Origin of the sequence: Rhizobium sp. R339 (assembly GCF_002211395.1) — a bacterium.
Taxonomy (GTDB): domain Bacteria; phylum Pseudomonadota; class Alphaproteobacteria; order Rhizobiales; family Rhizobiaceae; genus Rhizobium.
This window is the reverse complement of the sequence record NZ_LOKV01000007.1, coordinates 135,288-161,133: the sequence shown is the minus strand read 5'-3', so window position 1 is coordinate 161,133 and position 25,846 is coordinate 135,288. Positions and strand designations below refer to the sequence as shown.

At 58.7% G+C, this 25,846-nt stretch carries 24 protein-coding genes and 1 pseudogene; 8 read left to right on the top strand and 17 right to left on the bottom strand.

The features are described 5' to 3' along the window. Window positions 1-67: 67 nt before the first annotated feature. Window positions 68-736 (bottom strand): haloacid dehalogenase type II, encoded by a 669-nt coding sequence (locus ATY76_RS11470; RefSeq protein WP_088674902.1) that lies wholly within the window; start codon window positions 734-736, stop codon window positions 68-70. 419 nt (window positions 737-1,155) lie between these two features. Here ATY76_RS11470 and ATY76_RS11465 point away from each other — a divergent pair, with 419 nt between their 5' ends. The 3 genes from ATY76_RS11465 to ATY76_RS11455 all read left to right on the top strand — a co-directional run bounded on the left by ATY76_RS11465 (window position 1,156) and on the right by ATY76_RS11455 (window position 4,706). After that, entirely contained in the window at window positions 1,156-2,151 is a 996-nt protein-coding gene (locus ATY76_RS11465) for an ornithine cyclodeaminase family protein (protein WP_088674880.1), read from the top strand. 2 nt (window positions 2,152-2,153) lie between these two features. After that, window positions 2,154-3,125: a threonine/serine dehydratase gene (locus tag ATY76_RS11460; protein WP_088674879.1), complete on the top strand. Its 972-nt coding sequence runs from the start codon at window positions 2,154-2,156 to the stop codon at window positions 3,123-3,125. A gap of 153 nt (window positions 3,126-3,278) precedes the next feature. Beyond that, a complete protein-coding gene (locus ATY76_RS11455) occupies window positions 3,279-4,706 on the top strand; it encodes an aldehyde dehydrogenase family protein (protein WP_088674878.1) in 1,428 nt (475 codons plus the stop codon). Window positions 4,707-5,318: 612 nt separating this feature from the next. Here the strand turns inward: ATY76_RS11455 and ATY76_RS11450 are convergent. After that, complete coding sequence (locus tag ATY76_RS11450; protein WP_088674877.1) at window positions 5,319-6,008, bottom strand: haloacid dehalogenase type II; 690 nt, start codon at window positions 6,006-6,008, stop codon at window positions 5,319-5,321. A 496-nt stretch (window positions 6,009-6,504) separates the two neighbouring features. Between ATY76_RS11450 and ATY76_RS11445 the strand changes: the two genes are divergently transcribed. The 3 genes from ATY76_RS11445 (at window position 6,505) to ATY76_RS11435 (ending at window position 9,749) form a co-directional block, all read left to right on the top strand. Continuing rightward, window positions 6,505-7,584 carry a phosphotransferase gene (locus ATY76_RS11445; RefSeq protein WP_190233634.1) on the top strand — a complete coding sequence of 360 codons (1,080 nt, stop codon included), beginning with the start codon at window positions 6,505-6,507 and terminating at the stop codon, window positions 7,582-7,584. An 8-nt stretch (window positions 7,585-7,592) separates the two neighbouring features. Next, entirely contained in the window at window positions 7,593-8,963 is a 1,371-nt protein-coding gene (locus ATY76_RS11440; RefSeq protein ID WP_088674876.1) for an aspartate aminotransferase family protein, read from the top strand. Between the two features lie 102 nt (window positions 8,964-9,065). After that, window positions 9,066-9,749, top strand: coding sequence for a GntR family transcriptional regulator (locus ATY76_RS11435; protein ID WP_088674875.1), 684 nt, complete (start codon window positions 9,066-9,068; stop codon window positions 9,747-9,749). A gap of 38 nt (window positions 9,750-9,787) precedes the next feature. Here ATY76_RS11435 and ATY76_RS11430 read toward each other — a convergent pair whose 3' ends face one another. From ATY76_RS11430 to ltaE, 6 genes and pseudogenes are all read right to left on the bottom strand, one after another. Beyond that, window positions 9,788-10,636 carry a GNAT family N-acetyltransferase gene (locus tag ATY76_RS11430; protein WP_088674874.1) on the bottom strand — a complete coding sequence of 283 codons (849 nt, stop codon included), beginning with the start codon at window positions 10,634-10,636 and terminating at the stop codon, window positions 9,788-9,790. Window positions 10,637-10,816: 180 nt separating this feature from the next. After that, on the bottom strand, window positions 10,817-11,170 hold the full coding sequence (locus tag ATY76_RS11425; RefSeq protein ID WP_088674873.1) for a cupin domain-containing protein: 354 nt from the start codon (window positions 11,168-11,170) through the stop codon (window positions 10,817-10,819). 85 nt (window positions 11,171-11,255) lie between these two features. Beyond that, window positions 11,256-12,764 carry an NAD-dependent succinate-semialdehyde dehydrogenase gene (locus ATY76_RS11420; protein WP_088674872.1) on the bottom strand — a complete coding sequence of 503 codons (1,509 nt, stop codon included), beginning with the start codon at window positions 12,762-12,764 and terminating at the stop codon, window positions 11,256-11,258. Window positions 12,765-12,876: 112 nt separating this feature from the next. Then, window positions 12,877-12,992, bottom strand: a pseudogene (locus ATY76_RS34110) (ABC transporter ATP-binding protein); the annotation flags it as partial. Window positions 12,993-12,999: 7 nt separating this feature from the next. Then, the gene (locus tag ATY76_RS11415) at window positions 13,000-13,989 is read right to left on the bottom strand and encodes a threonine dehydratase (RefSeq protein WP_088674871.1); all 990 of its coding nucleotides are present in this window, start codon (window positions 13,987-13,989) and stop codon (window positions 13,000-13,002) included. A 308-nt stretch (window positions 13,990-14,297) separates the two neighbouring features. Then, window positions 14,298-15,335 (bottom strand): low-specificity L-threonine aldolase, encoded by a 1,038-nt coding sequence (ltaE, locus tag ATY76_RS11410; RefSeq protein WP_088674870.1) that lies wholly within the window; start codon window positions 15,333-15,335, stop codon window positions 14,298-14,300. 420 nt (window positions 15,336-15,755) lie between these two features. Between ltaE and ATY76_RS11405 the strand changes: the two genes are divergently transcribed. Beyond that, entirely contained in the window at window positions 15,756-16,640 is an 885-nt protein-coding gene (locus ATY76_RS11405) for a LysR substrate-binding domain-containing protein (protein WP_190233633.1), read from the top strand. Window positions 16,641-16,666: 26 nt separating this feature from the next. Here ATY76_RS11405 and ATY76_RS11400 read toward each other — a convergent pair whose 3' ends face one another. The 9 genes from ATY76_RS11400 to ATY76_RS11360 all read right to left on the bottom strand — a co-directional run bounded on the left by ATY76_RS11400 (window position 16,667) and on the right by ATY76_RS11360 (window position 25,044). Then, window positions 16,667-17,662: a cyclodeaminase gene (locus ATY76_RS11400; RefSeq protein ID WP_088674868.1), complete on the bottom strand. Its 996-nt coding sequence runs from the start codon at window positions 17,660-17,662 to the stop codon at window positions 16,667-16,669. Then, the gene (eutB, locus tag ATY76_RS11395) at window positions 17,662-18,645 is read right to left on the bottom strand and encodes a hydroxyectoine utilization dehydratase EutB (protein ID WP_088674867.1); all 984 of its coding nucleotides are present in this window, start codon (window positions 18,643-18,645) and stop codon (window positions 17,662-17,664) included. Before eutB ends, ATY76_RS11400 begins: the two co-directional genes overlap by 1 nt. A gap of 141 nt (window positions 18,646-18,786) precedes the next feature. Beyond that, window positions 18,787-20,106, bottom strand: coding sequence for an FAD-binding oxidoreductase (locus ATY76_RS11390; RefSeq protein ID WP_190233632.1), 1,320 nt, complete (start codon window positions 20,104-20,106; stop codon window positions 18,787-18,789). 42 nt (window positions 20,107-20,148) lie between these two features. Beyond that, on the bottom strand, window positions 20,149-20,502 hold the full coding sequence (locus tag ATY76_RS11385; protein ID WP_088674866.1) for a cupin domain-containing protein: 354 nt from the start codon (window positions 20,500-20,502) through the stop codon (window positions 20,149-20,151). A gap of 23 nt (window positions 20,503-20,525) precedes the next feature. Then, on the bottom strand, window positions 20,526-21,206 hold the full coding sequence (locus ATY76_RS11380; protein ID WP_088674865.1) for an ABC transporter permease subunit: 681 nt from the start codon (window positions 21,204-21,206) through the stop codon (window positions 20,526-20,528). A 1-nt stretch (window position 21,207) separates the two neighbouring features. Continuing rightward, window positions 21,208-21,921 (bottom strand): ABC transporter permease subunit, encoded by a 714-nt coding sequence (locus tag ATY76_RS11375; RefSeq protein ID WP_088674864.1) that lies wholly within the window; start codon window positions 21,919-21,921, stop codon window positions 21,208-21,210. A 60-nt stretch (window positions 21,922-21,981) separates the two neighbouring features. Continuing rightward, entirely contained in the window at window positions 21,982-22,800 is an 819-nt protein-coding gene (locus ATY76_RS11370; RefSeq protein ID WP_088674863.1) for a transporter substrate-binding domain-containing protein, read from the bottom strand. A 37-nt stretch (window positions 22,801-22,837) separates the two neighbouring features. Then, window positions 22,838-23,614: an amino acid ABC transporter ATP-binding protein gene (locus ATY76_RS11365; protein WP_088674862.1), complete on the bottom strand. Its 777-nt coding sequence runs from the start codon at window positions 23,612-23,614 to the stop codon at window positions 22,838-22,840. 29 nt (window positions 23,615-23,643) lie between these two features. Beyond that, window positions 23,644-25,044, bottom strand: coding sequence for an aspartate aminotransferase family protein (locus ATY76_RS11360; protein ID WP_088674861.1), 1,401 nt, complete (start codon window positions 25,042-25,044; stop codon window positions 23,644-23,646). A 171-nt stretch (window positions 25,045-25,215) separates the two neighbouring features. On the opposite strand from ATY76_RS11360, the gene ATY76_RS11355 reads away from it, so the two are divergent. Next, entirely contained in the window at window positions 25,216-25,692 is a 477-nt protein-coding gene (locus tag ATY76_RS11355; RefSeq protein WP_008523489.1) for an Lrp/AsnC family transcriptional regulator, read from the top strand. Window positions 25,693-25,846 lie beyond the last annotated feature (154 nt).

The following is a 25,846-nucleotide window of genomic DNA, read 5'->3' as shown; positions in this document are numbered from 1 at the left end:
CTCGGCCCGCCACGCTCCGGCAAATAACCCGGAGAGGAGGAAGATATTCAGACGAATTCAGGTTTCGTCAAAGCCCGACAACGCGCGGCAAATCAGAGATACCGGAGATTTCTGTATAGCCGTAATAGGGATTGGCCGGCTCGTGACCGCGATTGACCCAAACCTTGTTCTTGATCCCGAGGTCATGTGCGGACATCAGATCGTAACGGAACGAGGAAGAGCAATGCAGTATGTCCTCTGGACCGCAACCTAGCATATCGAGCAGATATTCGAAGGCGCGGAAGTGCGGCTTGTAGGCGCCGGCCTCTTCGGCGGTGTAGACGGCGTGGAAAGGCGCACCGAGTTTCTCGACGTTGGACATGATCTGTGAGTTCATCGCATTTGACAGGATGACCAGTGGAATTTCCTTGGCGACCTTGGCAAGACCCTCCGGAACGTCGAGATGCGGCCCCCAGGTGGGGACCCGTTCGTAAACCATCTGCGCGTCTTCGTCCTTGAACTCGATGCCGTTGCGTTTGCAGGTCCTTGCCAACGCGTTATGGACAACTTCCGCATAGGGTTTCCAGTCGGCCATGACTTCATCGAGGCGGTACGCGGAGAAGTCGGCGATGAACTGCAGCATTTTCTGCTCGCCCATGCGCTGCGCGTAAAGGTCACGTGCAGCCTCCGCCATCTGAAAGTTGATCAGCGTACCGTGGCAGTCGAAGGTTATGTATTTCGGGCGGAAAGGAGTCATGTGCTTCGTCCTTGCGTTGCGGGAGTTGTTCAAGTCATGATCAATCATAGCCCGGCGGACGCCTTTGAATTCCCCGGACATGTCGAATCATCGGCACAAAATGCTGGCGGGACACGTCATTTGCCCTTGTGATTGCGGGTTGAGAGTGAACCGCGATCGACTTCAGGCATCGGACTGACACCAATTGGTCAATTGGTCTCCGGAAACAAACCACATTGGTGGAGCATCGAGCGTGCCCCACAAAGTCTCCCGGACGGCGCCTGTTGAAACTCTCTGCTAAACCCTCCCGCGAAAACAAAACAATCTGCTCCAGGCCTTTCGGAATACGGCCGATAGACCCACCGCCCACCTACTATAGTGCTTGGAGTTCAGCTCGTGATGCATCGATGCACCCAATGGATTGAATGGAGGGATCAGGGATGAAAACGCTGCTGCTTACGAAGGACGAAGTCAGAAGGCTCATCAGCAAGACGGACGTCATCGGCGCGGTCGAAGAGGCTTACAAGGCATACAGCAGCGGGCAGGTGGAGCAACCTCCCTATCTCGGAATACATCTTCCGTCTCACCGCGGGGAAATCGACTTCAAGCTTGGATACTATAAAGTCGACGAAACCATCTCCATGAAAGCGCACTCCGGAGGGTTCAAGAACAACCCTGCAGAACATGGCGTGCCCAACAGCATGGGCACCATTCTCCTATTTGATGCCAGGAGTTGCGCATTGATTTGCATCATGGATGGGAGCTTGATCACTGGCATCAGAACGGGGGCGGCCGGGGCCGTCTCCGTCAAAGCATTGGCGAGAAAGAACGCCAAGACAATCGCATCGATCGGCACCGGCAATCAGGCAAGGATGCAAATCCGGGCGATCAACGAGATCATGAAGATCGAAAAGATCCACGCCTGGGACAGCACCCCGGAAACGGGTTGGACGTACAAGGCTGACATCGAACGTGAGTTGGGTATTCCCGTCATCGTCGCGAGCTCCAAGAAGGAGGCGGTCGAGCAGGCCGACATCCTGGTTACGACGACACGGGGAACTGGGTCGCTGGTGGAAGCGGATTGGGTGAAGCCCGGCACACACATTGTTGCAATCGGCACAGACCAACGCGGCAAACAGGAGCTGGATCCGGAGCTTTTCAGGAACGCGAAAATTATCGTCGACTCCCTGTCGCAATGTATCGAGAAAGGCGAGACCTGGCACCCTCTGAACAAGAACATCATCGCAAAAGACGACATTCATGGCGAAATTGGCGAGATATTATTGGGAAGGAAGCCGGGACGAGAAAGGGATGATGAGATCACGATCTTCGATTCCACAGGGATGGCCATACAAGACAATACGACCGCCAGCAAAATTTATCGCAACGCCATAGCCAATAATGTCGGCACTTTCTTCCAGTTTTTTGAGGATTGATCATGCGCAATTATCCCACCATTCAGGACATCCGTGAGGCTCAGCGACGACTAAAGCCGCATGTCAGGCACACGCCGCTATTGCGTGCCGACAAAATCGAGAAAGCGGCTGGTTGCCAGCTCTACCTCAAGCCGGAAACCCTGCAGATCACTGGTGCGTTCAAGATCCGCGGCGCCCTGAACAAGGCTCTCTCGCTGTCCCGAGAAGAGATCACAAACGGGATCATCGCGACCTCGTCGGGCAACCACGCGCAGGCCCTTGCTTACGCAGCCAAGATGCTGGGCGTAAAAGTGGTCTTGGTGCTGCCGGTCACCACACCCAAAATCAAGATCTCCAGTACAGAAGCCCTTGGCGCGGAAGTCATTCTTTTTGATGGTGACAATGCTGCCCGATGGAAAAAAGTCTACCAGATCGCGGAAGGACACAATTATGCGGTCATTCACGGCTTCGAGGACCCCGTCGTAATGGCGGGTCAGGGAACGATCGGGTGTGAGATCCTCGAAGATTTGGAAGATGTCGACACGGTGATCGTACCCCTGGGCGGTGGAGGGCTGATCTCGGGCATCGCCACTGCGATTAAAGAAACAAAGCCGTCGGTGCGTGTCATCGCGGCGGAGCCTGCCTTGACGCCGAAATATTTTTACAGCCGTAAAAACAGGGAGCGCACATCGCTTCCGTTAAAGAACACGATCGCGGATGGTTTAAGGTTAAGCGTTCCGGGTCAAAATCCGTACCCGATTATCGAAAGGTATGTCGACGAGATTATTCTTGTTGAAGACGAACACATCATTGCCGGAATGCGTGCCCTCGCCAAGGATGCGAAATTGATCGCGGAACCAGCCGCTTCCATCGGCATAGGAGCCCTGTTGGCAGGCAGCATAGACGTGAAGCCAGACGAGAAAGTATGTGCGGTCTTGTCTGGCGGCAATTGGGATCTAGGCGACCTTGCCGAGATTTACAATCTGGCGCCGTGATCGGCCTCAGCTTCGGCCGGTATACCACCCGTCGCCGTTCGACGTCTGCGATTCTCATATCCTCTCTCACAAATGCAAACAGTCCGGCCGCGGGGCGGATCGGGATTTCATTCGGCAGGGAGGATCGATCAGAGCCATTCAAGGGAGCCACCGGTGAAACATAGCCACAGCTTTTATATCGACGGTAAATGGGTTGAGCCGTCCGTTTCGAACAGACTTGAGGTCATCGATCCCTCGACCGAAGAGCCGATGGGCACGATCGCCCTCGGCAGTGCCGCCGACACGGAAAAGGCGGTTGCGGCCGCACGGCGAGCCTTTGCCTCCTTCTCGCAGACATCCAAGGAAGAGCGCGTCGAACTGCTGCGACGAATTGTAACGATCCTGAAGCGCCGCAATGACGAACTCGGCGACATCATCTCGCGGGAAATGGGCGCGCCGCTCGCCATGGCCCGGACCGAGCAGGCCGGCATCGGTGCTACCCATTTCGAACAGACGATCAAGGCCCTCGAGAGCTTTGCCTTCGACTACGTGCAGGCGACCACCTGCATCATGCACGAGCCGATCGGGGTCGTCGCGATGATCACGCCGTGGAACTGGCCGATCAACCAGATCGCCTGCAAGGTCGCTCCGGCGCTCGCCACGGGATGCACCATGGTCCTGAAGCCTTCGGAGATCGCCCCGTTCAACGCCGTGCTCTTCGCCGAGATCATGGATGAGGCCGGCGTGCCGAAGGGGGTGTTCAACCTCGTTCAGGGCGACGGGCCTACGGTTGGTGCGGCGCTGGCCGGCCACCCGGATGTGGATATGGTGTCCTTCACCGGGTCGACGCGCGCCGGCATTGCCGTGGCGCAGGTGGCGGCGCCGACCGTCAAGCGAGTGCATCAGGAGCTCGGCGGCAAGTCGCCAAACATCATCCTGCGCAGCGCCAATTTCTCTGCTGCGGTAGCCGCCGGCGTACGCCGGTGCTTCGGCAATTCCGGCCAGACCTGTACGTCGCCAACACGAATGCTGGTGCCAGCGGAGCGAATGGACGAAGCAAGCTCGATCGCCGCGCGTGAAGCGGAGGCGCTCGTCGTCGGCCCCCCATCTGACCCTCGCACCGACCTCGGACCCGTCGCAAGCGCGGCCCAGTTCGACAAGATCCAGGCGTTTATCGAACGCGGCATCGCGGAAGGAGCGGAGCTTGTCACCGGCGGCCCTGGTCGCCCTGCGCATCTCAATTCCGGCTACTACGTGCGCCCGACGGTGTTTGCCCGCGTCACCAACCAGATGGCGATTGCGCGGGAGGAAATCTTCGGCCCGGTGCTTTCGATCATCGGCTATGTCAGTGAGGATGAAGCGATCGCGATCGCCAACGATACGCCCTACGGCCTAGCGGCTTACATTCAGGGCGATCCAAAGGAAGCGCGAGCGCTGGCAGCCAGGCTGCGCGCCGGCAGTGTTCGCCTCAACAGCGCCGCCTGGGACAGTGCCGCCCCTTTCGGGGGTTACAAGCAATCCGGAAACGGTCGGGAATACGGGAAGTTCGGACTGCACGAGTTTACCGAGATCAAGGGCATAGCCGGCTTCTCGAACGATTGAACGTGACATGTGACAGGTCCGCGGTCGGGACGCCTGCGCGAGAAGCTTTGATCACAGTCAAACGGGAAATCAATGGGTACCCACGAACACGGGTGATCGCGTGCAACCGTCGCTCTGAAGATGCCGTCGCGCATAAACGACCTCCCGGCGTCAGCACATGTCGCGTAGGTCGAAATTGAATGTGACCTCAGGCGCAGTTTTCAAACATCGAAGAAGACCAGCCCACCGTCCAAGTTGGAACTCGCCGATCGAAGGTGGAAGACTGTCGCTGCATAGATTGGGACGTCGAAAGGTCGGAAGCGCGATCGGCTGTTTGGCGGATCCGACTCGGCCCAGTCGTTCCCCCGCACGCTTCGCGGATGACCGCTGTGCGCCCCCAAAACGATGTTTGGAACAGCCTCGGTACTCGAAAGCGGTCATCGACTGCGACCGCGAACAAGCTCCCCTGAATCCGACGTGCCGTCGTGTCAAATTCGGATCACACCGTCCTCTAACGCCAGCAGGTCACATGTGCGGAAGGCCCCCGCATTGCCATGCTTGATCCCTGAACGAAAGGAAGGGGCGAACGGAGCGCCCCGGTCTCACCGTAGCACAGCGCCTGGGCCGTGTTCCTCACGCGCGCTTGAGGGCTGGCTCCAGGCCAACGGCGGCGGCCAGTCCACCGATGTCCTTGATCTCGGTGTATTGGTAATAGGGATTGGCCGGCTCATGGCCGCGGTTGACCCAGACCTTGCTCTTGATGCCCAGGTCATAGGCGGTCATCAGGTCGTAGCGGAAGGATGAGGACACGTGAGTAATGTCTTCCGGTCCGCAGCCGAGCTTGTCGAGCATGTATTCGAAGCCCTTCATCAGAGGTTTGTATGCCCCGACTTCTTCTGCCGTAATTACCATATGGACGGGTGCGCCCAACTTTTCCACGTTCGACATGATCAGGCTGTTCATGGAGTTCGACAGGATGACCAGCGGGATTTCCTTGGCCACTTTTGACAGGCCAGCCGGGACGTCCGGGTGCGGACCCCAGGTTGGTACCTCGTCATAGATGCGTTGCGCGTCTTCGGGTTTGAACGGGATACCGATGCGTTTGCAACTGCGTTCGATTGAATTGTGCACCACTTCGACGAACGGTTTCCACGGGCCCAGCACCTCGTCAAGGCGATAGCCCCTGAAAGCCTCGACGAAGGCGACCATCGCTTCAGGGGCGAGGCGCTCGCTGTAGACGCGTCGCGCTGCGCCGGCCATGTCGAAATTGGTGAGCGTGCCGTAGCAGTCGAAGGTCACGTACTTCGGTCGAAATTGAGTCATCGTGTGTTTTCCTTCCGATTTTCATGGCACAGCGTGCCTATCCAAGCTCAATTTGGCGGGCGTGCCGCCTGTCAAAAGAGGTCGCGGCCCCAACGGACCGCAATGCGGACGCGGCAGATACCGTTGCGAATCTGGTCATTTCCTCTGCCTTGTCGGATACCGGGCCGATCCACCAAAGCGGATCAATCCGACGTGTTCGCTGCATTCCGACCAGTGGGAAGCACACTGGCATAACTTTGAGGCGATGGCAACTGATTGTCCAACAATTTATGAATTTTCAGCCACGCAACTCTCCGCCGAAGGGTGCGTCTCGCGACCAAAGCAGTCGCGCGCGGCAACATAAACGGCTGAAAATGCCGCATTTTCGCACGGAATTAGGCTGAAATCATCAGAGATGCAAATCTTGATCATGTGCGCCATCGAAACAAATTGTTGTACAAAACTTCAAGTGTGAGATACTGAGGTCATCGAAGAGCCCTTCCGAGGCAGGACAGGAATGAGTTTGAAGATGGGTTATTACAATCATCAATCCGGGCCAGCTCGCGTCCCCGAGCTTTCCGAGGCGTGCCATACCGTTGGCACTGCGGAGGCCGAACGAATTGCCGAGCGGCTCTATGGTACCCGCGGCTCCGCAACGCGCTTTGAAACCGAAAAGGACGACACGTTCCTTCTCGACTGCGCCGCGCAGGGGAAGTTTGTATTGAAGATCGCTCATCCTTCTGAGCGGATCGAGGAACTCGATTTCCAGGTCGCGCTGATGCGTCATCTCGAGCAGCGGGCCCCCGATCTACCCATCCCCCGCACACTTCGCGATCTCGACGGGGCGGATTTGCCGATCGTTACCACGAGCGCCGGCGAGCGGCGAGTCGCGCGTCTCATTACCTTCCTTGCCGGCACCCCGCTCGACCGGACATCTTGCACAGCCCCACAGCGCGAACGGATCGGCGAAATCCTGGCGAATCTGCGTCATTCCATGGCTGATTTCTCGCACCCCGCGGACGGCCGCACAGTAGCATGGGACGTCAGCCATCTGCTCGACCTCAGCGATCTGTTGAGCTTCATCCCTGAGGGCGACAGACGGGCCTGGACCGTTCGTGCGCTCGAGCGGTTTGCCGAAATCAAGCCGAAGCTTGATCTGTGCCGGCGGCAAGTGCTCCACAACGATTTCAATACGTCGAACCTAGTCGTTGATCACACCAGTCCACAGTTCCTGACCGGCGTCATCGACTTCGGCGATGCAGTCCGTACCGCCATCGCCGTCGACGTCTCCACGGCGTTGATGAACCAGATGCCAAAAACGTTCGACTATGGGAACCGGCGTGACCTGTTCGACGAAGCGCGTGACGTTTTGCGCGGCTATCTCCGCCATGCCGAACTGACGGATGAGGAGCTCCGGCTCATTCCCTTCCTGTCGATGGGCCGCCTTGCCGTTCGTGCGCTGCTGACATGCTGGCGCGCAGAGATATTCCCCGAGAATAGCCGCTATATCCTGCGCAATACCGAAGCCGGTTGGGCCCACCTCGAGTGGTTTCACTCAATTACGACCGCGCAGATTTCCGATCTTCTGACACGATAGGAACAGCAATGTCCAAGCAAGCGACTACCCTGCCCAAGGGCTTCCGTGGCGACATGCCAAATGGCTTCAACCCTCAGGACACGTCTCACCTCACAAGTGAAGATCTGGCGCATGTCGCCAGGCGGCAAAGGCTGCTCGGACCGGCTTATCGGCTCTTCTACAAGTCCCCGGTCGAGATCTCGCGTGCGAAGGGCGTGTTCCTCTACGACAAGCACGGCAACGAATATCTCGATGCCTACAATAACGTGGTTTCGCTGGGTCACTCTCATCCGCGAGTCGTCGAGGCGATCCAGAAGCAGCTCGAGGTACTTTGTACCCACACGCGTTACATGCAGGAGCCGCTGCTGGACTACGCCGAAGCCCTGATCAATACGTTCGGTGGCGAACTCGGCCGGACTGGATGCGCGATGTTCACATGCACGGGCTCGGAAGCCAACGATCTCGCCTTGCGGATCGCGCGTTACCACACGCGCAGGACCGGCGTCATCGTCACGGCGGAAGCCTATCACGGCAACAGCGGCGCGGTGGCGGCAATCTCGCCGTCGCTCGGCAGGAAGTCGACTTTGGATCCCTACCTTCGCACGGTCGCCGCGCCCGATTCCTATCGCCTGCCCGTCGAGGAAATCGGCCGGCGGATGGCGGAGGATGTCGCGCGGCAGATCGTCGACATGGAGCGGCATGGCGGCGGCCTGGCGGCCTTCATCGCCGATTCCGTCTTCTCCTCCGATGGTCTCTACGTCGATCCGACGGACGTATTGGCGCCGGTGGCGGAAGTTGTGCGCAAGGCTGGCGGCCTGTTCATCGCCGACGAGGTGCAATCCGGATTCGGGCGGACCGGCACCCATCTTTGGGGCCACAGCCGTCACAAGGTCGATCCGGATATCGTCACCATGGGCAAACCCATGGGCAACGGCTATCCCGTTGCCGGCGTGGTGCTGCGGCCCGAACTCGTTGCCGAATTCGGATCGAGCATGCGCTACTTCAATACGTTTGGCGGCAACTCCGTCGCTATCGCCGCTGCAAGAGCCGTGCTCGACACCATTCTCGAGGAAGACCTGTTGGACAATGCCGTCAAGGTCGGCGGCGAAATCCTCGACGGCCTCCGGAGCCTGCAGAAAAAATACGAATTTGTCGGCGATGTTCGCGGGGCCGGCCTCTATTTCGCCGTCGAACTCGTTACGGACAGAGACCGGAAAACACCCGACATGGACCGGGCGCTTGCGGCGGTCAATGCCCTGCGTGGCCAGCGCATCCTCATTTCCGCGACGGGAGCGGACGCACATATCCTGAAGATCAGGCCCCCGCTCATCTTCACATCGGCCAACGCGGCGCGTTTGCTCGAAGGCGTCGACGAGGCGCTTCGGTCCGTGCAGATGTAGGACCCGCCAGCATGCGGCGCGGAGGAACGATATCATCTCCCTTGCCCTGCGCCGCCGACTGTGGCGTAGGTGTACGAAATAAACAATGAGCAAGCCAAAGCCATGCCGTCGCTGCCCGCCAAGAACCGAAAAGAAGATCAAGAGATGAACGTCGAGCCCTTGGCCACCAGCGCGGTGGAGATCCTGACTCACGCCTTGCGACGGCGCATCTTGTCGGGGGATTTCCGACCCGGCGAGTTTCTACGCGACGTGAAGATGTGCGAAGAGCATTCGACCTCGCGGCACACATTCCGTACAGCAGCCCAGGTGCTCGTCACCCAGGGCCTGCTGCGTCAAATACCGAACCGAGGTTTTGTGGTGCCCGAATTTGGGCCGGACGATATTGTCGATATCACACGCTTGCGCGGCGCCATCGAGGGCGAGGCCATTCGCCTAATCGTACTGACCGGCGTCATCCCACCTCAGGCGCTGGAAGCGGTCGACGTCATGCAAAGGTCAACTCTATCCGCCGACAGATCTCTGTTGGTTGCTGCGGACCGCGACTTCCACCGCGCCATCATCGCCGCTAGCGGCAGCGCTCGCCTGAAGCGGACCTACTCAGACCTCGAGGGCGAGATCGAACTCCTCCTCGCACAGCGGCAGGATTTCTACGCCACAGCCGAAGAAATGGCAGAAGAACATGAACGGCTCATCAACGGCTTGAGAAGTCGCCACTACGACACGGCGCGGGACGCGTTCCAGGAGCACTGGGAAGATCTCCAGATCAAATTGCTAGATCAACGCTGACGAGTTCAGCGTGGTGCATAGCACTTTAAACCTTCACGTCAGCCAACAGCTTGGCTCGCCAGGCAGAAGGTTTGAACAGCGGGTGTTTGAGGTCGGCCTCCAGCATGCCGGACCATCGCAACGACGCCACCATCGTGAAGTAGTCCCCATTCTTCGAGGGACGATGAAAGGCCGCTCTCTTCGGGAATGTCAATTCGCACGACACGACCTTCCTTGCCGGAAAGGATAAAGGCCAGCAAATCCCTCGCGTCGTCGCCGTTCGCTGCAACGACTGGCCCCACGACTTCGCCCTTCCCGAACAGCCTCGTCGCCGCGAAGGCGGCGATACCATCACCGTGCCGAATGGCGGCGAATTTCCCCTCCTTCGACAGAACATCATACAGCGCGTCGCGAGCGGCGCCGAATGCCGCGCGATCGAGCGCCTTGATCGCCGGCAAGGCGGCAGACCCGATCCATTCAACATTTGCAGGAGCATCGACCTGACCGGTGATGCCCAGGTGGCGGACGACCTTGTGCGTCGTGACGAAGCCTAGCTTTTGATAAAGTGGCAACCCGTCGCTCGTCGCCGACAAACGGCATTCCCGGTCACCTGCGAGTTCCAACACGGCGGTGGTCAGTTTTCTTCCTAATCCCCGGCCGCGCTGGCTTTCATCGACAATGATCATGTTGATGGCCGAGCAGGTGTCGCCGAAGGGAGTCATAAAAGCGGTTCCCACGACCCGATCACCGGCAAGGGCAACGCGTCCCTCACTCAGGGACCATATCATTTGCCAGTCTTCTCTCCTGTGCGCCCAGCCCGCCGCCCGCGACAACGCCACGGCACCATCCAGATGGTGAGCCTCGAAAGGCGCAAGAACAATCGATTCCGTTTGCAAGAGTTCATCCATTTCGTGGTTCTCGTGAAATCGGGGCGAGCGATTGCCATCCAATCGGAGTTTGAAAGTCGGATGGACGGATAAAGTGCCTACCCAGTCGGGGTTGAACCATTCAAGGGACCTTGCGCTGTCTTAGTGCTCCGTTTGCACCTCGAAATAGGGCAACGCAAGGCGAGCGACTTCCTCGAATGATCAGGTGACGGTGACGAAGATTTTCCGCACCGTTTCGATCGTCTTCCAAACGCCGACATAACCGGGTTTCATCACGAAGCTATCGCCAGCGCGATAAATGACCGGCTCCTTTCCCTTCTCGGTCAATTCGATCACGCCATGGACGAGATGGCAAAATTCAAACGTCTCGCCCTTGATGGAGTGCGTTTCACCCGGCGTCGCCTCGAAAACCCCCGTGGTGACTTTGCCGTCTTTTGCAGTGTCCTGGAGCCAGGTCTTGAAAGCGGGGCTTCCAGAGATAAGGCGATCTGGCTCGGCAGTTCGCTGCTTCGGCTCGAATGATGGATTCGGATCAATGGTTTTTAGCAAGGCCATTATCTCTCCTATTTCTGGCTGGGAACTGTCCAGATTACCCTTGGACAAGTTCCAAGCCGACCTGATCTGCGTCGGTCGAAGCCACCTACCAGGTGGCGGCGATGTATTTCGTTTCGAGGTATTCGAGCATGCCGTGGTGGCTGCCTTCGCGTCCGAGGCCGCTCTGTTTCATGCCGCCGAACGGCGCGGCGGCGTCGGAGACGACGCCGCGGTTAATTCCGACCATGCCGCTTTCCAGCCTGCCCGCAACTGCAAGCGCACGCTTGAGGTCCCGGCTAAAGACATAGGATACAAGTCCATATTCGGTATCGTTGGCCAGCTCGACGACCTCGTCCTCGGTGTCGAACACAATAACCGGCGCGACCGGACCAAAGATTTCTTCGCGAAGGATCTCAGCGTCTGGAGAGACATCAGCCAGAACAGTTGGCAGATAATAGAAGCCTTCGCCGCTCAATCTGCTACCACCGGTAACCAGCCGGGCTCCCTTGGCTATCGCGTCGTCGACCAGGCGCTCGACCTTGGCCACTGCGGCATCAGTTATCAGCGGACCAAGCTGAGTATCCGCCAGCAGTCCTGGTCCGACATTGAGCGCCGCCATCTCCTGCGCGAAGCGCCGTGTGAAATCATCCGCAATACCTTTTTGGACGTAGAAGCGGTTTGCGGCCGTACAGGCCTCTCCGCCGTTGCGCATCTTGGCGACCATCGCCCCCGCGACAGCCGTCTCCAGGTCGGCATCATCGAATACGATGAAAGGCGCGTTGCCCCCCAGCTCCATTGAGCAACTGACAACCTGGTCGGCAGCCTCGCGCAGCAGTATCCTGCCAACGCCGGTCGAGCCGGTGAACGAAAGTTTCCGGACCCGCTTGTCATGCAGCATTGCGCTGACCACTGGGCCTGCCTTCTTCGTGGGAACGATATTGACCACTCCTGCGGGAACTCCTGCCTGTCGCATGAGTTCACCGATCGCGAGCGCGGTAAGAGGCGTTTCGGCTGCGGGCTTGAGGATGCAAGTGCAGCCTGCAGCCAAAGCTGGAGCAATTTTTCGGGTCGCCATCGCTGCCGGGAAATTCCATGGCGTTACCAATACGGCGATACCAATCGGCTCATGGGTCACGATGATGTGGTTCGCGCCCGACGGTGCCGGACCAAATTCGCCGGGAATCCTTACGGCTTCCTCCGCATACCAGCGAAAGAATTCTGCCGCGTAGGCGACTTCCGAACGCGCATCCGGAAGCGCCTTTCCATTCTCGACCGTAATCAGCTGCGCGAGCCATTCAGCCTGCTCGATGAGAAGATGAAAACACCTCATCAAAACGTCCGAGCGCTGCCGCGGCGAAGTCGCCTTCCAGGCCCCAGCCGCCTTTTCTGCCGCGTCGACGGCCGCCATTGCATCCTGGATGTCACCCTCGGAAACCGAGGCGACTGCGTCTGCCGTCGAAGGATCGATTACATCAAAGGTCCGGCCACTCTTTGCCGAGACCCATTGGCCGCCGATGAACAGTCGGGTGGGAGCATCGCACGCTACAGCTGCTGCCTGCGTAAGGGCGGCACTGCTTGTTTCAAGTGTCGGAGTTGTTTTCACGTTCAGCACCATTCGCTACCAATCAGGATCGTCGTGCGATCAATATAGAATTGGTTTAGCGATTGGTGTCAATATAGATCAAATTGGTCTCGCGGATTATTTTCGATCTTCCGCAATCCCGGTGCCCTGTAATCAGCGACTGCGCAGTTTGCACGCGCTTCCGCTGACCGCCGGAAAGCTGGTGCGAATTGCGATGCTCGAACCTTTTAGCCCAACTTTCGCGAGCCATCTCGTCGACCGCCTACTGTCACTTGCTTACCGTCGCCACCGGTGGTGTCTCCCCACCCAGTACTTTTTGGAAGACCTCGGCGTCCACATTTGCGCCGCTCAAGATGAGGGCGATTTTTCTGCCGCGCATGGCAGAGGCTTCCTTAAGCATCGCCGCAAGTGACGCGGCGCCGGCACCCTCGGCGACATTGTGGGTCGCGCGGTAGATGAGGCGCATCGCTTCGGCAACCTCCTCGTCGCTGACGGCGACGATCCGCGAGGCGCCCTTCGAGTAGATTGCGAATGCTTCTTCGACGGGAATGCGTACGGCCATGCCGTCGGCGAACGTCAGTGCCGTTTCGGTTTCGATGAGTCGTCCGGCCTCGAAGGAGAGCTTCGCGGCCGGCGCGTGCGTCGAAACTACGCCGATGACTTCCGTCTTCAGACCCAGGGCCTCGCGCGCGGCGATGACGCCGCAAATCCCCGAGCCGCAGCCAATGGGCACATAGACCGCATCGAGATCGGGCACTGCGGTGAAGAGTTCCAACCCATAGCTTGAGACACCCCGGACAATTTCTTCGTGAAAGGGCGGTACCAGAAATAGGCCGGTTTCGGCGGCAAGTCGCCGAGCTTCGGTACGGGCCTCGTCGAAGTCGCGGCCGTACTCGATGACCTCGCCGCCAAAGGCCCGCATGGCTGCGTTCTTCTCGACCGAATTGCCCTGCGGGACGACGATCTTGGCGGCAAGACCGGCTGTCCGCGCGGCACGGGCCTGGCTCTGGCCATGATTCCCGCGCGTTGCCGTGACTATTCCCCTGGCCGAACTCCCGCTGCGGCCGAGCCAATCCATAAAGGTGATTCCCCCGCGGACCTTGAAAGCGCCGGCTGGCGTATGATTCTCGTGCTCGATCCAGACCACGGCCCCTGCCATTTCCGAGATCTGCGGCCACACGTATTGCGGTGTAGGTGACATATGCCGGTAGACGAGTGCGGCGGCTTCCTCGAGGTCCTTGCGTGCGAACAGATGCATGCGTTGCTTCCTTGCTTGTACGACGCGTAACCAGCGTCGTTTACCAGTCCAATAACGTGGCGAAGGTCTCTGCCACCTACCGCATCTCCACCAGACTCCACCTACAATATCGGTGCTTCTTCAGGTAAATATGGGACGCGCCCCTGCCTTGGCAGTCTTTCCGCCAGTTCCGACCGCCCATCCGGTCTGCACGCTCTCCTGCTCCCCGTCAGACCGGCGCAGTCATTGGGCTATGACGGTGCAAGGGCTTTTCGGTGCGGCAGTGGCGCTTGTTATTTTGATGATCAATCGTGGATCGATGACGCCTCTCATGTCCGGCCCTCGGTGATCTCGCGCACTGCCGCGATGGCCTCGTCGACAGCGGCACGGTTGACATCGAGATGGGTGACCCAGCGCATTCGCCCACCTGGCCAAAAACTCGCCGCGATGCCGCGCTCACCCAGCGCCTGAGATAGCCGGGTCGCCAGCTCGGGCGCGAGCTCGACAAAGACCACGTTTGATTGCGGCGGGGTCACCTTCAGCCCCTCAATTCCCGCAAATGCTTGCGCGAGCACCCGAGCATTGGCGTGGTCCTCGACCAGCCGGTCGACGTGATGGTCGAGCGCGTACAGCCCAGCCGCTGCAATTATCCCTGCTTGCCTCATTCCGCCGCCGAGCATCTTGCGCCACCGGCGTGCACGGGCGATCAATGGGGCATCGCCGACCAGCACCGATCCGAGCGGCGCCCCCAGCCCCTTTGAAAGGCACAGCGACACGCTATCGAAGCCCTCTGCCAGGTACCCGACATCAACGCCGAGCGCCGCAGCCGCGTTAAACAGCCGCGCACCATCGAGATGGGTGGCGAGCTTCCGCTCCCGCGCAAATTCGACGACCTCGGCCAGATGGTCGCGCGGCAGGACCCGCCCGGCGAACGTGTTCTCGATGCTGACCAGTCGCGTGATCGCAAAATGCGGATCATCGTCCTTCACCGCGGCGTGAAGCTCCTCGATGGAGATTGTGCCGTCGGCGCGCACCGGCAATGGCTGCGGCTGGACCGAGCCCAACACCGCAGCGCCTCCGGCTTCCCATAGATAGGTGTGAGCTCCGCTTGCGCAGAGAAATTCCTCGCCGCGCTGGCAATGGCTCATGATTGCAGCGAGATTGGACATGGTGCCAGTTGGCACGAACAGTCCGGCTTCCTTGCCGAACAGTGCGGCAAGTCGGGCCTCGAGCGCCTTGACCGTCGGGTCGTCGCCAAGGACATCGTCGCCCACCTCGGCGGCAGCCATCGCCGCACGCATGCCAAGGGTGGGACGGGTGACCGTATCAGAGCGGAAGTCCAGGCGGATAGCGGCATTGGCTTGCATGATCGAGACCCTATCGGTTTGGCTGTATCGGTTATACTAGCGAATGGATAGGCTCGGACTATCTATATAAACTGACGGATTATGGTGATAAGGGATCACCAATCATGCGATCTAGCCGCGTCGAGTCATGGTGCCATGTCAATGTGGCGTTCGCTGCCTTGACCACCACCAACACCGATCTTTGGCTCGATCTTCTCGGCGTGTCTGCAAGCGGCAGCCGCCCTGTGACGTCACATATGTTGTCTCAGTTCACAGGAGGCTGCCGTCTTCGATGGAGACAACATCCGAAACAGTGCCGTCCTGTCCTATTCTGCAGATTCGAGGAGCAGCGCTTCACGAGAGCGCCGCCTCGGCCGATCCGCCGTACTTTGAGATGGAAATTGATATGATTTCAAGTCTACCGGTGATAGTTTGTCACCAATGAAGCGGTCGGACATTCCATCCCTCGATGACCTGCGTGCCTTTGAAGTCGTTGCGCGGCTTGGTTCCGTGCGTGCGGCGGCGGCTGAGCTAAATTTGACGCATGGTGCTGTCAGCCGGCGCGTTTCGAAACTTTCCGAACACCTCGACATTCGTTTGCTGGAAGTTGATGGGCGTGGCTTAAGGCTGACGGAGGAGGGTTCACGGCTCGCGAAGGCGACAACAGACGCTTTGTCCCTCGTTTCGGCGGCGCTGGAGGATATCCGCAAAGTCGATCTGTCACCACCGATCGTCGTTTCATGCGAACGATCCGTCGCCATGCGATGGCTGATCCCGCGCCTCTCGGAATTTCAGGATCGCCATCCCGAAATTGACTTTCATCTTTCTGTCGGTGGCGGCGGGTTCGATTTTGCGCGCGACCGTATCACCCTTGCGATCCGCAGGCTTGATTTCGCGATCGATGCGAATTGGCAGGTCGAACGGTTGATCGAGGAGGAAGTTGGTCCTGTCATGCATCCTGCCATGACGGATCGGTTTGCTGCCGGCGATTATGTCGCGCTTGCTGCTAAGACCCGTCCGGATGGATGGCAGAAGTGGTCCACCGCTCATCCGGACGCGCCGAAGCCGCGCTCGACGCGCTCTTTTGACCATCATTTCCTGATGGTGGAGGCCGCAGCCAGCGGTCTTGGTGTGGCCATGTGCCCAAAGATCATTGCCATTGACGATATCCGCAAAGGCCGCCTGACCGCACCATTCGGCTTTCACCCTGATGGTTCACATTACGGCGTTATTCGTTCGGCACTGGCGAGGAGGACAGCTGGAATCGATCAATTCGCGTCTTGGCTTCTCGCCACCATCCAAGAAGATTTTCATGCTGCGTCATGAGGTCGGCGGCAAAGAGCCGACGACTGTCAACTTTCAAAGAACGTGCCGGCACGTCGTTCTTCGGCGCGCGCAAACGCCAGCGTGGCAATAGCGGTATCCTGAACACCAGTGCCCGTAAGATCGGCTATGGTGATGTCCGAGGCACTTCTGCGGCCCGGTCTGGCACCCGCTACGACCTGACCCAGTTCCGGAAAATCAGCGTCACTCGCGACGAGACCTGCGTCGATGGCATGGCGCAATTCACCCAGTCTTCGCGTCTGTTTGAGGCTGTCAGCCACGTAAACATCTGCCGCTTTGATAGCGAGCGGATCAATCTCGTTCTTATGTTCTGCGTCCGAACCCATGGCGGTCAGGTGCTGTCCGGGTTCGAGCCACGAGGCATCGACAATCGGTCGGTCGGCAGGTGTCGTCGTGACGACGATCTGTGACCCGGCGATCGCGCTTCGCGGATCCTCAAATGCGGAAATGGACAGATCTTGTCTGCCTCTGAGCTGCCCGACAAGCGCTTGCGCCCGTCGATAATCACGCGCCCAAACGCGGATCTCTCGAATAGGTCTCACCAGCATGAGGGCCTCGAGTTGCAGCCTGGCCTGAACGCCCGCCCCGAAGACCGTTGCAATCGACGCGTCTTTCGGTGCCAGATGGTTCGCCGCGACAGCGCCAGCGGCCGCTGTGCGAACGTCGGTGAGGTAGCCATTATCTAGCAAGAGCGCCTGCACCAAGCCCGTTTTGCTCGACAGCAAGACCATCAGACCGTTGGTGCTGGGAAGCCCGATCTTCGGATTATCAAAGAAACCAGGGCTGACTTTGATGGCAAAGCTGCTCAAACCATGAATATAAGCGGTCTTCACATCGACTTCGCCTCTGCTGTCGGGCACGTCGAGGCGCAAAATCGGCGGCATCTGAACCGCGTTTTCCACGGCCAATGCGCGGAAAGCGTTTTCCACGCAATTCACCGCATCCATGTCGAGCGGAACGATGGTTCGAAGCTCTGACTCGGTCAAAATCCTTATTTTTGGCATCAGCGTCCCTCATCAATTGTGTCAAGGCCGTTGGCCACCTTCATGTGCAAGGCCATGTCAATGTTACCGCCTGAAAGAATGGCAACGATCGGGCCTTCAACCTGCGCCAGTTTACCTGAGAGCAGAGCAGCAATGCCGACTGCCCCAGCACCCTCGATTATCTCACGCTCACACGCATAGGCGTGACGTATGCCGGCGGCTATCTCGCGCTCGCTGACGAGCACCACGTCGTCGAGAAGGGTTTTGCACATCGGGTACGTCCAGGCATTGGCCAAACCGACGCCGCCGCCGAGCGAGTCGGCGAAACTTCGATGTTCTTCGACTTGGACCGGGTGCCCCGCGTCCATGCTAGCCTTCATCGCCGCTCCCCTTTCCATAGTTATACCGATTACCTTGGCATCCGGGCGCACCGCCTTGACCGCCGACGCGACACCAGCTGCCAAACCCCCGCCGGACAGGGGAACGAGCACCGCGGCGACGTCAGGCATCGCCTCGACGATTTCAAGTCCGATGGTGCCCTGGCCGGCGATGATCCAGGGGTGATCAAAGGGCGGGATCATTGTGAGGCCCTCCTCCGCAACGAGACGATCAACCTCGACCTGCGCTTCATCTTGGGATGACCCGACGATCCGTACGCGAGCGCCGAGCCGGCGGATTTCGGACACCTTGTTTTCCGGCACGAGGTGCGACATGCAAATGGTCGCTCGGGAGCCAATCGCGTCGGCGGCATAGGCCAGCGCGCGTCCGTGATTGCCCGTGGAAGCAGCAACAACGCCTCTATCTCGCTCGGATTGGGTGAGCTGCAAAATTGCATTGGTTGCTCCACGAAGCTTGAAGCTTCCGGTCAATTGGCGATGCTCCAGCTTCAGGCCGAACTGCGTCCCGGCCAGTTCGGACAGTGTCGCCGACATGACCACAGGCGTGATCCGGATGTGCTTGCTGATGCGCTCGCGCGCCTGCTCAATCGTTTCCAGACTCATCATGTCTGTTCACCTTGGCTCCGGCCTTTGCCAGTTGTTGTCTGCTTCGCGTAGCGCCAACGCAGGGGCTTGATTGCAAGCGGACGGCACAAGTTTTTTTCGGCGCCGTGGCGGACTTGCAGAAACGAGTATGGCACCTGAACCTCAACCCTTCCGGCGTCTGAGGAGCATCTTCCTGTCGTGCCGCGCATACATCGAATAAACGATAGGAATGAACCAGGGTTTGCCGTTGTAGAATGGGACGGCCCTCGGAGCGGCATCGAAATCGAACGCAGACCGCGATTGTTCCCCGTCGCCGAGGATCTTGAAGGCCGCTTTTTTGCCCAGCCATCTGGCCCACACCACACCGGAGCCGCAATAGCCGGTCGCATAGACGGTATTTCCGCGGGAGAACATGCGCGGGATCATGTCGCGGTTCATGGCGACATAGCCGGACCAGCTGTGCGTAAGACATATTCCTGCGAGTTCGGGAAAGAGCCGGGCAAGTTCGCTTTGCAGATGTGCAATCGGAGCAGCGGAGTCCCCTTCAGTCGTCCCGTCGCGCCCGCCGAACAAGATCCGAGATCCATCATGCGACGGCCGATAATAGTAGCTAAGCTTACGCAGGTCGCCATACATCATGCGTGGCGGCATCAGCCGATCCAATACCTCCCTGTCGAGCGGCTCAGTCGCAATTATCCTGCTGCGAACAGGAACAAGCCGGCGACGGAGCCACGGGTCGAAACCGTCGGTGTAGCCATCAGTGCAGACAAGAAGCTTTCTGGCGAAAACCTCTCCGCGCTGCGTTTGAATTCGCACGCCTCCGGCCTCGCTAGTCGATCCAAGGACTGCGGTATTTTCATGTATGACCGCCGTCGATGAACCTGCCAGATCGATCATGGCCGCAAGAAGCTTGGCCGGCTGCAGCCCACCGATGTCTTTGCGCACAAGGCCTCCGACATAAAGGTCAGTTCCGATGAACTTCGGAACATCGGCCCTTTCCACCGGATATGCCTCGATGCCGAGATTCTGATGCAGAAAGTCTGCCTGACGACGGAGTTCGTCGGCTTGATCAGCCGTCATGGCCCCGCTGAAGGCGCCAGACAGTGAGAAGTCACATTCGATATTCTCGTCTCTGAGGAAGCGCCAGAGATCCTCTCGCGCCGCCTTACCTTCCAGGAGAATGGCTTGCGCCCTCTCCTGCCCAAATCGCCTGACCAAATCCTTCCGCCCTGGACGGATGCTTCCGCTGGCCATGCCCCCATTGCGGCCCGATGCCGCAAGGCCAAGAGCCTGACGGTCGAACAGCTGGACATGCTTGCCGGCACGGGCAAGTTCGAAGGCCGCCGACAAACCCGTGTACCCTCCCCCAACGATTGCCACGTCGCATGTCTTCTCGACATTCCGCGCTGCCAGCGAAGGAAATCTGCTGTCCTCCCACCAGTAGGGCGTGGGTTTAATGGGATGCGCTTGAGCCTGGGCCATGAGAGCTTAAGTTCCGGAAAGATGATTCAATCGATTATTGGCTTAGTCTCGGCAGACCCAAAGCTTTCGCGTCGTTTCGATCACCCTCCAGGTTCCGACGAAACCCGGATGCATGGCGAAGGCGTCGCCGGCAACGATGCGTCGCGGCTCACAGCCATCCTCGATCAGTTCGGACACACCCGACAGAATGACACAGAATTCGAAAGTTTCGCCCTTGATCGAGCGGTAGGCGCCGGGCGTCGCTTCCCAGACGCCAGAGCGAACGACGCCGTCGGCGGTCTGCGCGATGTCGAAGGAGAGGAACTGCGGATTTCCCTCGACCAACCTTTCAGGCGCGGGCTGGCCTTTACGCGGTTCAGGCAGGTTGTTGTAATCGACGAAAGTGAGTTTGGACATTGGAAGACCTTTCTTGAATCTGTTTATCGGGCGAACGACAGGCGTCGTTCGACGAGTTTCAAACCCGTCAAGACGACGACGTTTATGGTGAGATAGAACGCTGCGGTGACGATGAAGATGTCCATGATCGCGAACGTCTCGCTCATGAGCCGCTTCGCATATCCGGTAATTTCCAGAACGGTAATCGTTGAGGCGAGGCTGGATTCCTTCACGATGATCGCCGCCTCGCTGCTATAAGCCGGAAGCGCCTGGCGCACGGCAAGCGGAAACTTCACCCTCTTGAAGACGTGCCACGGGTGCATGCCACAGGCTTCTGCCGCTTCGATAAGTCCTTTCGGCAGGGAGAGGAAAGCCGTGCGGAAAATCTCCGCCGTGTAGGCACCGGTGTTGAGCACCACGGCAAGGATTGCAGCGTTCAGTCCGTCTCCGATCATCCACCATAGAATGGGGTTCTGACGAATAAAACTCACCTGGGCCAAGCCGTAATAGATGACGAAGACCTGCACCAGCATAGGCGTGCCGCGGAAGATCGCGCAGTAGGCGTCGCATACGCGGCGCACTACCCGGCTTCTCGAGCAGCGCGCGAGCCCGACGGCGACTCCAAAGGGAAGCCCGATACCGACGCCGAATAAGGCGATCAGCAACGTCGTCTTGGCACCTATGACAAGGAACGGAACGGCATATGCAATTATCCCGAGATCCATATCAGCGTCCTCGGAAGCCGCGGTCGAGCGCACGTTCTGCGCTGGAAAACGCGGTTTGACTGACTGCGGTCATGCAGAAGAAGAGCGTCGCAGCGATACAGTAGAAGAGCAGCGGAGATCGTGTGATTCCTGCACCGATGGCAGCCGTCCTCATCAATTCCTGTAAGCCGACGACCGACACGAGCGACGTATCCTTGATCGTCATCTGCCAGACGTTGTTGATCCCGCCAAGCGCCAGCCGCAGTGCCAGTGGAAACGTGATGCGCATAAACGTTACTCCTCTTGGCAAGGCGAGCGACTGAGCGGCTTCCAGGAGACCGTAAGGCACCGCCTGAAGCGCACCTCGGATGACTTCGATCGAATAGGCGCACGAGATGACGGCAATCGCGATTACCCCGACGATGTAGGGATATGCGTTGTCAGCCGAGTCCTGATAGCCGAACGCAGCCGTAATCGCCTTCACCCACTCGATCGACCCAAAAAACAGGAGATAGATGACCAACAAGCCCGGAACGCCACGAACGAGAATGCTGTACCCGTCGACAAGTTGCGAGACGACCACGACCTTCCGCCAGCGCATGATGGCCAAGGGGGTTGCAACGAGAAAACCGAGTGCCATTCCGATCAAACCGATGACGATCGTGACGACACTTCCTTTCAGCAGAGCCAGCGCCCAACTTTGCTCCACCATCAACACCCAAAGATCACCCAACATGGACACAATCCCCGTAACCTGCCTTGGGCTGTGCCAAGGCAGGCTTCATGTTCAAAACGATCACTTCTTGCAGGGAATAGTGTAGTCGTCCTGGAACCAATGCATCGAGGCGTCCTTGACCTTGCCATCGTTGATCATCTTGCACAGGGCGGCATCGACCTTCGTCTTGAGTTCGGTATTGCCCTTGCGCATGCCGACTCCCATGCCATGGCCAAGAACGTCTGGGTCATCCATGGCCATGATCTTCAGGTCGATCCTGGTGAAGTTGGCGCCGTCAGGCGTTGCGAGAAAATCCATCCATGTCGGCGAATCCGCGAAGGCGACGTCGATGCGGCCGCTCGCGAGATCGGCTGTCAGCTGAGTGACGGCGTCGTATGTCTTGAGATCGGCGCCGTGCATCCGCTTCTCCATGAACCTGGCGTAGGTCGTCCCGGTGACGACGCCGACACTCTTGCCCTCTAGGGCCTTCTCGATTTCGGCGAGGCTCTTGAGACCTGCAAGCGGAGAGTCCTTGGCAACAGCGAAGTAGAGCGGCGTTGTCGCATAGGGGATGGAGTAGTCGATCTTCTTCTGACGTTCGGCGGTGATACCGAGGCCGGAAATGATGACGTCAAAGCGATCTTTATCCATGGAGGGCACCAGCGAGCTGAATGTCTGTACGACGAATTCACACTTCAGTTTCAGCTCGGCGCAGAGGCCGTTGGCGATATCGGCGTCGAATCCGGTTACGTTGCCGCTCGGATCGGCCATGCTGAACTTCGGCGCATCGCCCTCCGTCCCGATGCGCAGAACGCCGTCCTTTGCCGACGCGCCCGTCGCCAGTGCGCAGACGAGAAGGCTGGTTGCCAATGCTGACTTGGCGAGATTGCTGTTGATCATGATTGTTACCCCTTTTGGTTTTCGTTGTAGCGCGCTTTCAAGCGTTGGCCGCCATCACTGTCGATAGAAAACGCTTCACCCCTTCCGTTGCGGGATTTCGAAACAGTTCCTTCGGCTCGTCATCCTGCTCAAGGCGGCCGTTTTGCAGGAATATCATCCGGTTCGACACATCGCGTGCGAACCGCATTTCATGCGTGACGAGGAGGATCGTAGCCCCCGACTCCGCCAGCGCCCTTATGACTTTCAGCACTTCACCCACGAGCTCGGGGTCCAGTGCAGATGTCGGCTCATCGCACAGCATCAGTTTTGGTCTCATCGCCAGAACACGGGCGATCGCGACGCGTTGTTGCTGCCCGCCCGAAAGCTGTTGCGGGTAGCGATCGCGGAAACTCGCCATGCCGACTTTCGACAAGGCCGAGAGCGCGACCTCTTCAGCGTCTTTCTTCGCGAGTTTCAGCACCCAAACGAGTGCCTCGGTCACGTTGGACAGGACGTCCAGGTGAGGCCAGAGATTGAAGTTCTGGAACACCATGCCGATCTGCCTGCGAAGGTTCCTGATATCGCGAGCGTTGACAATCTGGCTCCCGCCGCGCTCGTCATTGACAACGCAGACCGACTGACCCATGCATTCGATCCGACCTGATGTCGGCGTCTCCAGAAAGTTGATGCAGCGAAGGGCGGTGCTTTTTCCACATCCGGACGACCCGATCAGGGAAATGACCTCACCTTCGCTCATGTCGAAGCTGATACCATCGAGGACCTTCGTCGATCCAAACGTCTTGGTGAGTTCTCGAACCTTTAGAACCGCGTTCATGCGCAAAGCCTCAAACAGTCGCCCATTCGTTATCCCGCCACCAGTCCTTGAGAGTCCAGCTCCCGCAACACCTCGTCAACGGCAGCCCTTGCGATCGCTACCATTTCGTCGATTTCGGCTTCCGTCATCACAAGTGGCGGTGCAAAGCCCAGAATGTCCCCATGCGGCATCGCGCGGGCAATGAGGTTGCGATTTCGCGCGGCTTGGGAGATGCGCGCGCCGACCTTCAGGCCGGGATCGAACGAAGCCCGGCTACCGCGATCGGAAACGAACTCGATGGCTGCAAGCATGCCGACACCACGAACCTCCCCGACGATCGGATTTTGCTCGAACTCCGCCTTCAGCCGTTGCATAAGATAAGCGCCTTTCGTCGCGGACTGGCCGGCCAGGTTTTCGCGCTCGACGATATCAAGAACTGCGTTCGCGGCCGCGGCGCCGATCGGATGACCGGAGTAGGTGTAGCCATGTGAGAACGAGCCCACACGCGGCGTTGCCTCCTCCATGACCTCGTAGACTTTGTGCGAAACGATGGCCGCCGACAGCGGCACATAGGCTGACGTCAAGCCCTTGGCGACGGTGATCAGATCGGGATCCATACCGTAGAGGTCCGAACCGAACATGGCACCGGTGCGGCCAAACCCGCAGACCACCTCGTCGGCAATCAGCAGCACGTCGTACTTCTTCAGCACGGCTTGGATCTTCGGCCAGTATCCTGCCGGCGGCGGTGTAATGCCTCCCGTTCCAAGGACCGGCTCCGCTATCAAGGCGCCGACAGTGTCCGGCCCTTCGGCGAGAATAAGCGCTTCCAATTCATCAGCGCGGCGCTGTGAAAAGGCTTCTTCGGTCTCGCCAGGCATCGCACCGCGATAGAAATGCGGGACGCCGGTGCGCAGAATCCCCGAAACCGGCAGATCCATATGTTCGTGGTAAAAGCTCAAGCCTGTCATGGAGCCGGAAACTACAGAACATCCATGATAGCCGCGCTCACGCGAGATGATCTTCTTCTTTTGCGCTTTCCCGCGCAGATTGTTGTAATACCAGACGATCTTCGCTTGCGTCTCATTCGCGTCGGAACCGGACAGTCCGTAAAAGACCTTCGACATTTTGCCTGGGGCCATTCGCACCAGGCGATCCGAAAGTCGTGCGAGCTCCTCAGTCGTGTGTGCTGCGTAAGAGTGGTAATAGGCAAGCTTGTAAGCCTGCCGAGCGATCGCTTCGGCGACTTCGGTGCGGCCATAGCCGACATTCACGCAATAGAGGCCCGCAAAGCCGTCCAGATATTCTCGGCCGGATGCATCGCGGATACGAACGCCTTTTCCAGTCTCGACGATGGTGGGATCGGTCTCCCCGGCGGCGTAATTCTTAAGGTAAGTGAACGGATGCAGGACGGTCCTGCGGTCCATGTCAGCAATTTCAGCAATATTGGTCATTTCTCGGTTCCTCATGCAGCGAGGTCATCTCGGGCTGCACATTGCTGCCGCCTCTGTCTTGTCCATCAAGCGTAGAAGTATTGAGACGATGAATTCCGGCGTAAGAGTTGCTTGGACGAGGAATTCCTGCTTTTTTGGTCCGCTAAACGATGAAATCCTGCGGAGTTTCCCATGCAGCTCGATCGGCTAGATGCTCGTCTTCTCAGTCTCGTGCAGGTCCATAACAGACACAGCAGCGAGGAACTCGGTGCGATGGTCGGTCTTTCGGCCACTGCGGTGCAGCGCCGCCTCAAACGGCTTCGTGAGGCGGGCGTGATTGAGGCTGAGATTGCGGTTGTGAAGCCCAAATCGGTCGGCCGGCCGATCGCAATGCTTGTACTGGTCACGCTCGAGCGCGAAAGAGCCGACATCGTTGACCGATTCAAGCAATCGATACGGCAGACGCCGGAAGTGATGAACGGCTACTATGTAACAGGCGATGCGGATTTCGTCCTGATTGTCACTGCCGAGAGCATGGAGGACTACGAGGTCTTTACCCGCAAGTTCTTCTATGAAAATCCCGATATCAAGGGCTTCAAGACAATGGTGGTCATGGACCGCGTCAAGACAGGCTTTTCAGTTCCGATCGACTTTGATCACTTCTCCTGAGATAGCCACGGCCTTGGACCGAGTTTTCGCGGAAAGACGATTGATACTTTAACGGATTGCACCGTGGAATGTCCCCGGAGCCGGACCATTATCGTTTGAGCGCTGCGGGCGGATTGAAGGCAGGCGGCAAGCCGTCAGCGTCATGAGCAAAATG